The following is a 12,559-nucleotide window of genomic DNA, read 5'->3' as shown; positions in this document are numbered from 1 at the left end:
ACGGGGCGCCCCGGCGGTGGCGGCGGCCGGAACCCGGGGGCGAGGATGCGGGCATGACCTCGACCACCCCGCTCGGCACCCGCACCCTCGGCGGTCTGACCGTCTCCACCCTCGGCCTGGGCTGCATGGGCATGAGCCAGAGCTACGGGACGGCGAGCCGCGGCGAGTCGATCGCGACGATCCACCGTGCGCTGGACCTCGGTGTCACCTTCCTCGACACCTCGGACGTCTACGGCGACGGCCACAACGAGCAGCTGGTCGGGGAGGCGATCGCGGGCCGGCGGGACGAGGTGCAGCTGGCCACCAAGTTCTCCCTCTCGCGCACGGCCGACGGCGGCATGCGGATCGACGGCCGCCCGGAGAACGTGCGGGTCTGCGCGGAGGCGAGCCTGCGCCGGCTGGGGGTCGACGTGATCGACCTCTACTACCAGCACCGGGTCGACCCCCGGGTGCCGATCGAGGACACGGTGGGCGCGATGGCCGAGCTGGTCGAGCAGGGGAAGGTGCGGCACCTCGGGCTGTCGGAGGCGTCGGCCGCCTCCCTCCGCCGCGCGGTGGCCGTGCACCCGATCGCGGCGCTGCAGAGCGAGTGGTCGCTGTGGACGCGCGACCTGGAAGTGGCTGGGGGTGGTGGGGCGGGCGGAGACACGGTCCTCGGTGTCGCGCGGGAGCACGGCATCGGGATCGTGCCGTTCAGCCCGCTCGGCCGCGGCTTCCTCACCGGCGCGATCACCACCCCGGACGACTTCGGCGACGACGACTTCCGCAAGGACCACCCCCGCTTCCAGGGGGAGGCGTTCCAGGCCAACCTCCGGCTGGTCGACGCGGTCCGCGAGCTCGCGGCCGAGAAGGGGGCCACCCCGGGGCAGCTGGCGCTGGCCTGGGTCATGGCGCAGGGGGCGGACGTCGTCCCGATCCCGGGCACCAAGCGGCGCTCGTACCTGGAGGAGAACGCCGGGGCTGCGGCCATCGAGCTGACCGCCGACGACCTGGCCCGGCTGGACGCGATCACCGGCCCGGACGCGGTCCTCGGCACCCGGTACCCCGACGCCGGTTACACCTACGGCGACAGCCCGGAACGCTGACCGGCGCCGTGCGGGACGTGTTCCTCGGCGCCGACCTGGGCACGAGCGGCCTGAAGCTGGTCGCGCTGGAGGACGGCGGCGCGGTGGTCGCCGAGGCCGAAGCCGGCTACGACCACGACCGGCCCGCGCCGGACCGGGCCGAGATCGACGTCGCGGTCTGGCGCCGGGCGTTCGACACCGCCCTCGCCGAGCTGGGCCCGGCGTTGGACGGGGCTGCGGTGCAGGCCCTGGGGCTCTCCGGGCAGATGCACGGCGCCGTGCTGGTCGACGCCGCCGGGCGTGCCGTGCACCCGGCGCTGCTGTGGCCGGACTCCCGGGCCGGCGCGGAGCTGGCCTCGTGGCGCCGGTTGCGGCGGGACGACCGCGCCGCGCTGGCCAACCCCCTCGTCCCGGGCATGACCGGGCCGATGGTCGCCTGGCTGGCGGCGCACGAGCCGGTGGCGGTGGCGCGTGCGGCCAAGGTGCTGCTCCCCAAGGACGCCCTCCGCGCCTCGCTCGTCCCCGACGGGCCGCTGGTCACCGATCGCAGCGACGCCTCCGGCACGCTGCTCTGGGACGTCCCGGTCGACGCCTGGTCGGGCGCGGCGGCCCGCGCGGCCGGGATCCCCTTCGACCTGCTGCCCGGCGTCCGGCCCGCTGCGGAGGTCATCGGCACCGCGCCGCTGGCCGGTGGGGACGTCCCCGTCGTGGTGGGCGCCGCCGACACGCCGCTGGCGCTGCTGGCCGCCGGCACGGTCGACGGAATGCAGGTCAACCTCGGCACCGGTGTGCAGGTGCTGCGTTCCGGGTGGACGCCCGAGCCGGCCGACGACCCGCCGGTGCACGGCTACGCCGACGCCGGCGAGGGCTGGTACGCGATGGCGGCGCTGCGCAACGGCGGCTCGGCGTGGGCGTGGGTGTGCGTGGTCCTCGGCCTGTCGTGGCCCGAGCTGTTCGAGGCCGCGGCGTCGGTGCCGGACGCCGGGGGAGCGGTCTTCCGGCCGTTCCTGACCGGCGAGCGCGGGGGGATCGCGCGCCCGGAGGACCGGGGCGGCTGGGACGGGCTGGGTGCGGCCACCACGCGGGCGCACCTCGCGCGGGCCGCTGTCGAGGGGGTCGTGCGCGCGATCGGTGCGGCCGGCGCGCTGCTGGAGCCGCCGGAGGACGGCGCGCCGGTGCTGCTCACGGGTGGAGGGGCGCGGGCGCTCGTCGTCCAGCAGTTGCTCGCCGACGAGCTCGGTCGCCCCGTGCGCCACCTCCGGATGCGCAGCGCCTCGGCCGTCGGAGCGGCCCTGCTGGCCGCGCGCGGGGTGGCACGCGACGTGCTGCCCGAGCGCGAGATCGGGCCGCTGGTGGAGCCGCGGGCCTGACCGGCGGCATGGAACGCCGTCGCCGGGGGAAGCGTTCATCCATCAGCGGGGCCGACCACGGTCCCGGCGAGGGAGAGGGGCTCACCATGGCGTCGCTGTTCAACAAGGTCGTCCAGCTGGCCAACAGCCCCAAGGGCAAGCAGGCGATCGCGCAGGCCACGGCCAAGGCGCAGGAGCTGGCCAAGGACCCGAAGACCCGGGCGAAGATCGACGACGTCCGCCGGCGTGTCCAGCGCGGCCGCGGCACGGGCTCGGGCCCCGGGCACTGACCCGACCGGTCCGGTCCGCCGCCGTCAGACGGCGGTGGGCCGGACCGGGGGCCGGAGCAGCCCCAGCGCGGCGTCGTGCAGCTTGCCGTTGGTGGCCAGCGCGCTGCCGCCCGCGGGCCCCGGAGCGCCCGTCACGTCGGTGAACCGGCCGCCGGCCTCCCGCACGATGACGTCGAGCGCCGCCAGGTCCCAGAGCGAGACCTCGGGCTCGCAGGCGATGTCCACCGAGCCCTCGGCCAGCAGCACGTAGCTCCAGAAGTCGCCGTAGGCGCGGGTGCGCCAGACCGACCGGGTGAGGTCGAGGAACCCGTCGAGGAGCCCGCGCTCCTCCCAGCCCGACAGGCTGGAGTAGCTGAGGCTCGCGTCACCGATCGCGCCGACGTCCGACACGGAGCAGCGGGTGGCCGACTCCAGCCGCCGCCCGGTCCAGGCGCCGACGTCCTTGGCCGCCCACCAGCGCCGGTTGAGCGCCGGCGCCGACACCAGCCCGACGACCGGCTCGTCGCCGTCGACCAGCGCGATCAGCGTCGCCCACACCGGAACGCCGCGGACGAAGTTCTTCGTGCCGTCGATCGGGTCGAGGATCCAGCGACGGGAACCGTGCCCGGTGGTGCCGAACTCCTCGCCCATGACGGCGTCCCGGGTGCGGGCCCGGCTCAGCGTGATCCGCAACTGCTCCTCGACCGCCCGGTCGGCGTCGGTGACCGGCGTGAGATCGGGCTTGGTGTCGACGGTCAGGTCCTGCGCCTTGAACCGGTCCATGCTGATCGAGTCCGCCTGGTCAGCCAGCACGTGTGCCAGCCGCATGTCCTCTGAAAAGCCCCGACCCGACGTCATGGGCACCCAACCTAGCGGGCGGTCAGTCGAAGACCGCGGAACTGACGCCGCTCGGGCCTTCGTACTCCCGGTCGTCGATCTTCCTCAGCGCCTCGAGGACCTCGCCGTCGCCGCCGTTCTGCTCGGCGTGCTGGACGATCTGGTCCTTGCTCGCCGGGTAGTCCATGCCGGACAGGGCCTTCTGGATGTCGATGGGGCTCACCATGGTCGGGGTCCTACCCGGCGCCCGCCCGGCGATGCACGGATACCGTCGGGGACGTGGACGCAGCGACGATCGTGGGGCTGCTCGCCGACCCGGTGCGGCTGAAGGTGGTGGCGGCCCTGGCGCTCGGCGCGGGCACCATCGAGGAGGTGGCGCAGGCCGCCGACCTGGGTCTCAAGGAGGTCGCGCTGGCCGCCCGGCGGCTGGCCCGGGCCGGGCTGGTGCACCGCGACGGGCACGTGCTGGCGCTGCACACCGACCGGTTCGCGGCCGCCGCGCGCGCCGCCGCCGAGGCCGCTCCCGCGCCCGAGCCGCTCTCGGACGACCCGGCCGAGGACGCCGTCCTCTCGGCGTTCGTCCGCGACGGCCGGCTGGTCTCGATCCCGGCGCACCGCGCCAAGCGGCTCGTCGTGCTCGACCACCTGGTGCGGGTCTTCGAGCCCGGCGTCCGGTACCCGGAGCGCGAGGTCAACGCGCTGCTCGACGTCTGGCACCCCGACGTCGCCGCGCTGCGCCGCTACCTGGTCGACGAGGGGCTGCTCAGCCGCGACGCCGGCGTCTACTGGCGCAGCGGCGGCTACGTCGAGGTCTGACGCCCGACACCGCGCCGATGCGCACGGGGGCGGCCATCGGGTGCGTCATGACCGCGTCCGTGCGCATCGGGGCGCTCACCGCGACGCGGTCGTCACCGGCTCGCGCCGAGCGGAGCGAGTGAGGCGGACGGGGTCCTCTCAGTAGCCGGGGCCGACCTGGCCCACCGCGCCGAGCAGCACCCGCAGCGCCCGGAGCTGGTCCTCCCGGCGCTCCGGCATCGCAGCGGCCCACGCGTCGAGCGCGCAGTCCGGGTCCTCCGCGGTGTGCCCGCACAGCGGCGGGCACTCCGTCGCCGCCTCGGCGATGTCCTCGAACGCCGACAGGACGTCGTCGGCGGTGACGTGGGCCAGCCCGAACGAGCGGATGCCGGGGGTGTCGATGACCGTCCCACCACCGGGCAGGTCGAAGAGCACGGCCGACGACGACGTGTGCCGGCCCTTGCCGATCTTGCTCACGTCGCCGGTGGCCCGCAGCGCGTCGGGCACCAGCCGGTTCACCAGCGTGGACTTGCCGACGCCGGACTGGCCGACGAAGACGCTCATCCGGTCACGCAACCGCCCCACCAGGTCCTCCAGCGGGAGCTCCCGGGACATCGGGACCGCGTCCAGGCTCAGGCCGGCGTAGCGGTCCAGCAGCGGCTGCGCGGAGGCGAGGTCGGTCTTGGTGAGGCACAGCAGCGGCTCGAGCCCGCCGGCGTAGGCGGCGACCAGGCAGCGGTCCAGGAAGCCCAGCGCCGGCTCGGGGTCGGTGACGGCGGTGACGATGACCAGCAGGTCGGCGTTGGCCACGACCACGCGCTCGGTGGGGTCGGTGTCGTCGGCGGTGCGGCGCAGCGACGTCGCCCGCTCCTCGATGACGACGATCCGGGCCAGCGTGTCGGTCCGGCCGCTGGTGTCGCCCACGACCCGCACCCGGTCGCCGACGACGACACCGTGCCGGCCGAGCTCCCGCGCCCGCATCGCGGTGACGTCGACCGGGGCGCCGTCGGGGCCTTCGACGCGGACGGTCATCCGCCCCCGGTCCACGGCGATCACCAGGCCGGGGACGGCGTCGTCGTGGCTGGGCCGGGTGCGCGTGCGGGGCCGGGAGCCGCGCCGGCTGGGCCGGACCCGGACGTCGTCCTCGTCCATCCGCCGGGCGTCGCGCTGGTTGCCGCTCAGGAGGACGCTCCGATCGGGTCGCCGAGCAGGCCGGACCACCGCTCGCGGAAGTCCGGGAGGGTCTTGGTGACCGCGCCGGGATCGGCGACGGACACCCCGTCGACCGCCAGCCCGAGGACGGCCGCGGCCATCACCATCCGGTGGTCGGCGTAGGAGTCCAGCCGCGCGGGGCGCCCGGGTCCGGGCTCGATCTCCAGGCCGTCGGGCAGCTGGTGCACCCGCGCGCCCACGGCGGTGAGCACCTCGTCGAGCGCCTGCAGGCGGTCGGTCTCGTGCCCGCGCAGATGGCCGATGCCGGTCAGCCGCGAGGGGCCGTCGGCGAGGGCGCAGAGGGCGGCCAGCACGGGGGTCAGCTCGCCGACCTCGCCCAGATCGGCGACCAGCGGCCGGATCGAGCTGCCGCCGGTGACCCGGAGCCCGCCGTCCGGGGTGCGCTCGACCGAGGCACCCATGTCCGCGAGCAGCCGGTCGAGCTGGGCGCCGGGCTGGGTGGTGCGCTCCGGCCAGTCCCGCACGGTCACCCGGCCGCCGGTGACCAGCGCCGCCGCGAGGAACGGGGCCGCGTTGGACAGGTCGGGTTCCACGACGCGGTCCAGCGCCCGGACCGGGCCCGGTGCCACCCGCCAGCCGCGGTCGGTGGGCGCGACGTCGACGCCGTGCTCGCGCAGCGTCGTGACCGTCATCTCCACGTGCGGCATCGAGGGCACCCCGCCGGCCAGCGCGAGGTCGATGCCCTCGTCGAACCGGGCGGCGGCCAGGAGCAGGCCGGAGACGATCTGCGAGGACTCGCTCGCGTCGACCGTCACCGCACCGCCGCGGACCCGGCCGGTGCCGTGCACGGTGAACGGCGCCCGCCCGCGACCGTCGTCGTCCACCTGCACGCCCAGTGCGCGCAGGGCCGCGATCAGCCCGGCGTTGGGCCGCTCGCGCAGCCGGACGTCGCCGTCGACGGTCACCGGCCCGGCGGCCAGCGCGGCCACCGGCGGCAGGAAGCGCAGGATCGTGCCGGCCAGCCCGGCGTCGACCGTGGTCGGGCCGCGCAGCGGGCCGGGCGTGACCAGCTGGTCCTCGCCGTCGTCGACGACCGACACCCCGAGCGCCCGCAGCGCACCGGCCATCAGATCGGTGTCGCGCGCCCGCAGGGGGCGGACCAGGCGGCTCGGTCTGTCGGCCAGCGCCGCCAGGACCAGTGCCCGCGCGGTGAGGGACTTGGAGCCGGGCAGGCCGACGACGGCCTCGACGGGAGCCGGGTGGTGCGGCGCGGACCAGACGTCACTCACGTGTTCAGTCTGCCGCGTCGCCCGCGCCGCACCATCGGCATCCCCGTCAGCCGGCCTGCGGCTTGTCGGTCCTCTTGACCGGCACGGTGCGCACCAGCCGCCGGTTGGCGAACTCGAACATGGCCAGCTCGGAGAGCTCGCGGCCGTAGCCGGAGCGCTTCACCCCACCGAACGGCAGCTCGGGGGAGGAGCCGGTGGGCTGGTTGATCCACACCATGCCGGCCTCGAGCCGCTCGGCCACCGACCGGGCGCGGTCCAGGTCGCCGCTCATCACGGTGGCGCCCAGGCCGTAGACGCTGCTGTTGGCGAGCTCGACCGCCTCGTCGGCGTCCTTGACCTTGTAGACGACGGCCGCCGGACCGAACAGCTCCTCGTGATAGGCCCGCATGTCCGGCGTGACGTCGGTGAGGATCGTGGCCTCGACGAACGCACCGGCGTGGTCGGGGCGCTTGCCGCCGGCGACCACGGTGGCGCCCTTGTCGATCGCGTCCTGGATCTGGGCGTGCAGGTCCTGCGCGGCCCGCTCGCTGGACAGCGGGGCCAGCGACGTCGAGGGGTCGGCCGGGTCGCCCGGGGTGAAGGTGGAGAACGCCTGCTTCAGGCCCTGGACGAAGGGCTCGTAGAGCTCCTCGGTGACGATCAGCCGCTTGGAGGCGGTGCACGCCTGGCCGGTGTTCTGCATGCGGCCCGCCGTCGCGGCCTTGACCGTGGCACCCAGGTCCTCGGCGTCGAGCACGATGAACGGGTCGCTGCCGCCCAGCTCGAGCACCGACTTCTTCAGGTGCTTGCCCGCCAGGGCGCCGACGGCGCTGCCGGCCCGCTCGCTGCCGGTCAGGGTCACACCCTGGATGCGCGGGTCGGCGACGACCTGCTCGATGTCTTCGATGCGCAGGAAGGTGTTGGTGAAGACGCCCTCGGGGGCGCCGGCGTCGGTGAACAGCTGCTCGATCGCGACGGCGCACTGCGGCACGCTCTCGGCGTGCTTGAGGATGACCGTGTTGCCCAGCACGAGGTTCGGCCCGGCGACGCGGACCACCTGGTAGAAGGGGTAGTTCCACGGCTCGATGGCCAGCAGGACGCCGACCGGCCTGGTCTCCACGACCGCCTCGCCCTTGCCCATGAGCGGCTGGATCGACTGCGGCTCGAGGAAGCCGGGCCCGTTGTCGGCGTAGTACTTGAGGATCATCGAGCACAGGAAGAGCTCGCCGGTGGCCTCCTCCTTGCGCTTGCCCATCTCGGTGGTGATGAGCCTCGCCAGGTCGTCGCGGCGCTCGTCCATCAGCTCGGCGGCGCGCCGGACGACCGCGGCGCGGTCGGCGACCGGGCGGTCGCGCCACTCCTGGTAGGCGGTGTGGGCGCGCTCGACGATCCCGTCGATCGCCTCGGTGGGGGTGAAGTCGAACTCCTTCTCCGTCTCGCCGGTGAAGGGGTTGACCGTCGCGTAGCGCCGCTCGGCGCTGTCGCTGGCCGTCGTCGGGTGCTCGGTGGGTGCGTTCTGCGTAGCGGTCACGCGGTGATCCTCGTCTCTCGCCGGACGTTGCGACAGAGGGCCTACCCGCCGGCCCCTCCGGCACGCACGATCGCCGGCCGTCGGTGGGCGCACCTACAGTTCGAACGGTCAGCCCGACCCGTGCCGAGGAGGCGCCCGTGTGCGGTCGCTACGCCGCCAGCCGCAAGCCCGAGGACCTGGCGCTGGAGTTCGAGGCGGTCCCGGCCGCCGGGCAGCCGCCCCTGGACGCGGACTACAACGTCGCCCCGACCAAGGACGTGTACGTCGTCCGGCACGCCAAGGAGCGTGACGCCGAGGGGCTGCCGACGGGTGGGGGCCACCGCGAGCTGCGCGCCGTCCGCTGGGGCCTGGTGCCCTCGTGGGCCAAGGACGTCTCGGTGGGCAACCGCATGCTCAACGCCCGGGTCGAGTCGCTGACCGAGAAGCCGGCCTTCCGCAAGGCCGCCGCCTCCCGCCGGTGCCTGGTGCCGGCCGACGGCTGGTACGAGTGGGCCAAGCGGCTGGACTCCCCGACGAAGCAGCCGTACTACATCACCCCCGAGGACGGCTCCGTCCTCGCCTTCGCCGGCCTCTGGGAGGTGTGGGGCAGGGGCGAGGACCGGCTCTACACCTGCACCGTGGTGACGGCGCCGGCCACCGGGGCGCTCACCGAGATCCACGACCGGATGCCGCTGGTGCTGCCGCCGGACCGCTGGGCCGAGTGGCTGGACCCGGCGAAGGAGGATGTCGCCGAGCTGGCCGGGCCGACGCCGCCCGAGCTGGTGGAGCGGCTGGAGCTGCGCCCGGTGAGCACCGCGGTGAACAACGTGCGCAGCAACGGTCCGGAGCTGACCGCCCGCGCGGACTCGGTCGGCCTGCCGGCCGACCAGCCGGCGCTCTTCTGAGGTGAGCACCGCGACGGACCGGACCACACCCGGCGGCGAGGCCGCCGGCAGCACGGCGCTGCCCGCCTGGGTGGCCGCCGGGATCACGTTCCTGTGCTCGGGCGCGGTCCTGGTCATGGAGATCGTCGGCCTGCGGCTGATCGCGCCCTACGTCGGCGTGACGGTGCAGACGAGCACGGCGATCATCGGCTTCGCCCTGGCCGCGATCGCGCTGGGCGCCTGGATCGGCGGCGCCGTCGCCGACCGCGCCGACCCGCGCCGGCTGCTGGCCCCGCTCATGGTGGCCGGAGGAGCGCTGATCGTGGCCGTGCTGCCGCTGGTCCGGTTCACCGGGGCGGCGCTGAGCGGCGCCGACGCCGGGGGAGTGCTCCTGCTGGCCGCGGTGGCCGTGGTCGTGCCGGCGGCGCTGCTGTCCGCCGTCCCGCCCATGGTGGTGAAGCTCCAGCTGGCGAGCCTCTCGGAGACCGGCTCGGTGGTCGGGAAGCTCTCCGGCATCGGCACGCTCGGTGGCATCGCGGCCACCTTCGCCACGGGCTTCGTGCTGGTGGCGATCCTGCCCAGCAGCGTGATCCTCGTGGCCACGGGTGCGGTGACCGCGCTCGCCGGGGTCGCCGTCGCCGTCCTGCTGCGCCGGGTTCCCGGGGCGGGGCAGCTGCCGGCCTCCCTCCTCGCCCTCGCCGTCGTGGGCGGCGGCCTGGCGGCGGTCGCGCCGACGCCGTGCGAGGAGGAGACCGCGTACCACTGCGCCCGCGTCGTGGCCGACCCCGACCGGGAGTCCGGCCGCGTGCTGCTGCTGGACACGCTGCGGCACTCCTACGTCGACCTCGAGGACCCCACGCACCTGGAGTTCCAGTACGTCCGGGCCGTCGCCGCCGTCACCGACGCGGTGTTCGCCGAGGGGGAGCCGCTCTCGGCGTTGCACGTCGGGGGCGGCGGGCTGACGGTGCCCCGCTACCTGGCCGAGGTGCGGCCGGGCACGGAGAGCCTGGTGATCGAGGTCGATCCCGGCGTCGTGGCGATGGACCGGGAGCAGCTCGGGCTGGAGACCTCCGACGAACTACGGGTGCGGGTGGCCGACGGCCGGGTCGGGCTGGCCGAGGAGCCCGCCGGGCAGCGCGACCTCGTGGTCGGCGACGCGTTCGGCGGCCTGTCGGTGCCGTGGCAGCTGACCACCCTGGAGGCGGCGCGACTGGTCGACCGCGCCCTGGCCGACGACGGCGTCTACGCGATGAACCTCATCGACCACCCGCCGCTGTCCTTCGTGCGGGCGGAGCTGGCCACCCTGCGGGAGGTGTTCGGCCACGTCCTGCTGCTGGGTCGGGCACCGGCGCTGGCCGGGGAGGACGGCGGCAACCTGGTCGCCGTCGCCTCGCAGCGGCCGCTGCCGGCGGAGGAGATCGCGGCGGCGCTGGCCGAGCGCGACCTGGAGTGGCAGGTGGCCGACGGCGAGGAGCTGGAGCGCTTCGTGGGCGACGCCGGCGTGCTCACCGACGACTTCGCGCCGGTCGACCAGCTGCTCACCCCCTACGGCTGACCCCTCCCACCCCCGATCGGTCGTCGGTCGGGCCCCTGCCGCACCTGCTGCCGCGCGGGTCGACCCGCGCCGTCGTCCCTCGAGCCGTGCCGTGGCCCGGTCCAACCGTCGCTGGTGCGGGTGGAGCCCGGTCAGCGGCCGATCGGTGCGGTGCGGGCGCGGGTGAGCCGCACGAGGTCGGCCGGCGGCAGCTCCAGCTGCAGCCCTCGCTTCCCGGCGCTGACCATGACCGTGGCGAACTCCAGGGCCGAGGAGTCGACGACGGTCGGCAGCGCCTTCTTCTGCCCGAGCGGGCTGATCCCGCCGAGGACGTAGCCGGTGGCCCGCTCGGCGTCCGCGGGCTCGGCCATGACCGCCTTGCGCCCGCCGGCCGCGGCAGCCAGCGCCTTGAGGTCGAGCGTGCCGCTGACCGGCACCACGGCGACGGTGAGCACCCCGTCGACCCGGGTGACCAGGGTCTTGAACACCTGGTGCGGATCGGCGCCCAGCGCGGCGACGGCGGCCTCCCCGTGGCCCTGCTCGGCCGGGTGCTCGGGGTCGTAGGGATGCAGGGTGTGGGCGACCGCCGCCCGTTCCAGGATCCGCACCGCAGGGGTCGCCGCCACGGCGCGGGAGCGTAGCGACAACCGGCGGAGGGGAATGCCGGCGGTGGGGCCGGCCGTTGCACCGGCCGTGAGCAGCACCGTCTCCAGCACCCGTCCGAGGGTCGCGCACCGACGTCCCCCGGGCCGTCCCGATGCCGCGCGGCTAGGATCGACCGAAGTGGCGCCCCGCGTCCCGGGGCTCCGGAGAGGACGGTCGGTGCCTGAAGAGTCCGCGGTCGACAACCCTGGCCAGCTGCCCGAGGCGGCGGCACCGGTGGAGGTGCCCGAGGCCCGCGAGGGCGGCAGCCGCACCGAGATCGCCGAGACCCGCGCCGAACGCGACGCCCGGTTCGAGCGCGATGCGCTGCCCTACCTGGACCAGCTGTATCCCGCTGCCCTGCGGATGACCCGGAACCCGGCCGACGCCGAGGACCTGGTGCAGGAGACGTTCGTCAAGGCCTACTCCGCCTTCCACCAGTTCGCCGAGGGCACGAACCTCAAGGCGTGGCTGTACCGCATCCTGACGAACACCTACATCAACAGCTACCGCAAGAAGCAGCGGCAGCCGCAGCAGTACCCCACCGAGCAGGTGCAGGACTGGCAGCTGTACGCCGCCGAGGAGCACAGCTCCACCGGCCTGCGCTCGGCCGAGATCGAGGCGCTGGACCACCTGCCGGACTCCGACATCAAGGAGGCCCTCCAGCAGCTGCCGGAGGACTTCCGGCTGGCCGTGTACCTGGCCGACGTCGAGGGGTTCGCCTACAAGGAGATCGCCGAGATCATGGGTACGCCCATCGGCACGGTGATGTCCCGGCTGCACCGCGGCCGTCGAGGGCTGCAGAAGCTGTTGGCCGACTACGCCCGGGAGCGCGGTTTCGTCCGCGCCGGAGCCGGTGAGGAGGCGAGCCACTGATGGGCGACGACGCTCCGCGGGCCGGCGAGCCGATCGAGATCAACTCGTGCGACGACGTCCTCACGCACGTCTTCGAGTTCCTGGACCACGAGACCGGTGACGACCGGCGCGCGCTGATCGCCGAGCACCTCGAGGACTGCTCCTCGTGCCTGCGCGAGTTCGGGATCGAGCAGGAGTTCAAGGCCCTGGTGCGCCGCCGCTGCGGCGGCGACAAGCCGCCGACGGGGCTGCGGGACCGCATCAAGATGCAGCTGACCAGCGTGTCCTTCGAGGAGGACGGCACCACGGTGAGCGTCGAGCGCGTGACGATCGAGCGCACCGGCGACTGACCCCTGGACGACCGAGCGCCCCGCACCCG

14 protein-coding genes are annotated in these 12,559 nt (G+C 74.7%); 8 read left to right on the top strand and 6 right to left on the bottom strand.

Annotation, left to right across the window (positions count from 1 at the left end):
• The first annotated feature begins 53 nt into the window (after window positions 1–53).
• The 3 genes from GCU60_RS05855 (at window position 54) to GCU60_RS05845 (ending at window position 2,703) form a co-directional block, all read left to right on the top strand.
• Window positions 54–1,085, top strand: a complete 1,032-nt coding sequence (locus GCU60_RS05855) for an aldo/keto reductase (RefSeq protein ID WP_163203145.1) — start codon at window positions 54–56, stop codon at window positions 1,083–1,085.
• An 8-nt stretch (window positions 1,086–1,093) separates the two neighbouring features.
• Window positions 1,094–2,434 carry an FGGY family carbohydrate kinase gene (locus tag GCU60_RS05850; protein WP_163203143.1) on the top strand — a complete coding sequence of 447 codons (1,341 nt, stop codon included), beginning with the start codon at window positions 1,094–1,096 and terminating at the stop codon, window positions 2,432–2,434.
• An 86-nt stretch (window positions 2,435–2,520) separates the two neighbouring features.
• Entirely contained in the window at window positions 2,521–2,703 is a 183-nt protein-coding gene (locus GCU60_RS05845) for a hypothetical protein (protein WP_163203141.1), read from the top strand.
• A 24-nt stretch (window positions 2,704–2,727) separates the two neighbouring features.
• Here GCU60_RS05845 and hisN read toward each other — a convergent pair whose 3' ends face one another.
• Both hisN and GCU60_RS05835 read right to left on the bottom strand, forming a co-directional pair.
• Entirely contained in the window at window positions 2,728–3,510 is a 783-nt protein-coding gene (gene hisN / locus GCU60_RS05840; RefSeq protein WP_345770419.1) for a histidinol-phosphatase, read from the bottom strand.
• A gap of 52 nt (window positions 3,511–3,562) precedes the next feature.
• A complete protein-coding gene (locus GCU60_RS05835) occupies window positions 3,563–3,745 on the bottom strand; it encodes a DUF2795 domain-containing protein (RefSeq protein ID WP_163203136.1) in 183 nt (60 codons plus the stop codon).
• 53 nt (window positions 3,746–3,798) lie between these two features.
• On the opposite strand from GCU60_RS05835, the gene GCU60_RS05830 reads away from it, so the two are divergent.
• The gene (locus tag GCU60_RS05830) at window positions 3,799–4,335 is read left to right on the top strand and encodes a DUF2087 domain-containing protein (protein ID WP_163203134.1); all 537 of its coding nucleotides are present in this window, start codon (window positions 3,799–3,801) and stop codon (window positions 4,333–4,335) included.
• A gap of 138 nt (window positions 4,336–4,473) precedes the next feature.
• Here the strand turns inward: GCU60_RS05830 and rsgA are convergent, their stop codons facing one another.
• Genes rsgA through GCU60_RS05815 form a run of 3 tightly spaced genes read right to left on the bottom strand, consistent with a single transcriptional unit; the run spans window position 4,474 to window position 8,286 of the window.
• Window positions 4,474–5,466: a ribosome small subunit-dependent GTPase A gene (gene rsgA / locus GCU60_RS05825; protein ID WP_163203132.1), complete on the bottom strand. Its 993-nt coding sequence runs from the start codon at window positions 5,464–5,466 to the stop codon at window positions 4,474–4,476.
• 26 nt (window positions 5,467–5,492) lie between these two features.
• Window positions 5,493–6,776: a 3-phosphoshikimate 1-carboxyvinyltransferase gene (gene aroA, locus GCU60_RS05820; protein ID WP_163203130.1), complete on the bottom strand. Its 1,284-nt coding sequence runs from the start codon at window positions 6,774–6,776 to the stop codon at window positions 5,493–5,495.
• Window positions 6,777–6,822: 46 nt separating this feature from the next.
• Window positions 6,823–8,286 carry an aldehyde dehydrogenase family protein gene (locus tag GCU60_RS05815; RefSeq protein ID WP_163203128.1) on the bottom strand — a complete coding sequence of 488 codons (1,464 nt, stop codon included), beginning with the start codon at window positions 8,284–8,286 and terminating at the stop codon, window positions 6,823–6,825.
• A gap of 137 nt (window positions 8,287–8,423) precedes the next feature.
• On the opposite strand from GCU60_RS05815, the gene GCU60_RS05810 reads away from it, so the two are divergent.
• Together GCU60_RS05810 and GCU60_RS05805 are read left to right on the top strand one after the other, a co-directional pair.
• Entirely contained in the window at window positions 8,424–9,170 is a 747-nt protein-coding gene (locus GCU60_RS05810) for an SOS response-associated peptidase family protein (protein WP_163203126.1), read from the top strand.
• A 1-nt stretch (window position 9,171) separates the two neighbouring features.
• A complete protein-coding gene (locus GCU60_RS05805; protein WP_163203124.1) occupies window positions 9,172–10,704 on the top strand; it encodes a fused MFS/spermidine synthase in 1,533 nt (510 codons plus the stop codon).
• Between the two features lie 131 nt (window positions 10,705–10,835).
• Here the strand turns inward: GCU60_RS05805 and ybaK are convergent, their stop codons facing one another.
• Complete coding sequence (gene ybaK / locus GCU60_RS05800; protein ID WP_163203121.1) at window positions 10,836–11,309, bottom strand: Cys-tRNA(Pro) deacylase; 474 nt, start codon at window positions 11,307–11,309, stop codon at window positions 10,836–10,838.
• A gap of 196 nt (window positions 11,310–11,505) precedes the next feature.
• Between ybaK and GCU60_RS05795 the strand changes: the two genes are divergently transcribed.
• Complete coding sequence (locus tag GCU60_RS05795) at window positions 11,506–12,201, top strand: sigma-70 family RNA polymerase sigma factor (protein ID WP_345770418.1); 696 nt, start codon at window positions 11,506–11,508, stop codon at window positions 12,199–12,201.
• Window positions 12,201–12,530, top strand: a complete 330-nt coding sequence (gene rsrA / locus GCU60_RS05790; RefSeq protein WP_163203119.1) for a mycothiol system anti-sigma-R factor — start codon at window positions 12,201–12,203, stop codon at window positions 12,528–12,530. The genes GCU60_RS05795 and rsrA overlap by 1 nt, the downstream gene beginning before the upstream one ends.
• Window positions 12,531–12,559 lie beyond the last annotated feature (29 nt).

This window comes from Blastococcus saxobsidens, assembly GCF_010682065.1.
GTDB lineage: Bacteria > Actinomycetota > Actinomycetes > Mycobacteriales > Geodermatophilaceae > Blastococcus > Blastococcus saxobsidens_B.
This window is presented reverse-complemented; position numbering and strand designations above follow the sequence as displayed.

Coding starts and splice junctions, on each gene's coding strand:
- GCU60_RS05855 (WP_163203145.1), top strand. CDS start 54: ATGACCTCGACCACCCCGCTCGGCACCCGCACCCTCGGCGGTCTGACC.
- GCU60_RS05835 (WP_163203136.1), bottom strand. CDS start 3,745: ATGGTGAGCCCCATCGACATCCAGAAGGCCCTGTCCGGCATGGACTAC.
- hisN (WP_345770419.1), bottom strand. CDS start 3,510: ATGCGGCTGGCACACGTGCTGGCTGACCAGGCGGACTCGATCAGCATG.
- GCU60_RS05845 (WP_163203141.1), top strand. CDS start 2,521: ATGGCGTCGCTGTTCAACAAGGTCGTCCAGCTGGCCAACAGCCCCAAG.
- rsrA (WP_163203119.1), top strand. CDS start 12,201: ATGGGCGACGACGCTCCGCGGGCCGGCGAGCCGATCGAGATCAACTCG.
- rsgA (WP_163203132.1), bottom strand. CDS start 5,466: ATGGACGAGGACGACGTCCGGGTCCGGCCCAGCCGGCGCGGCTCCCGG.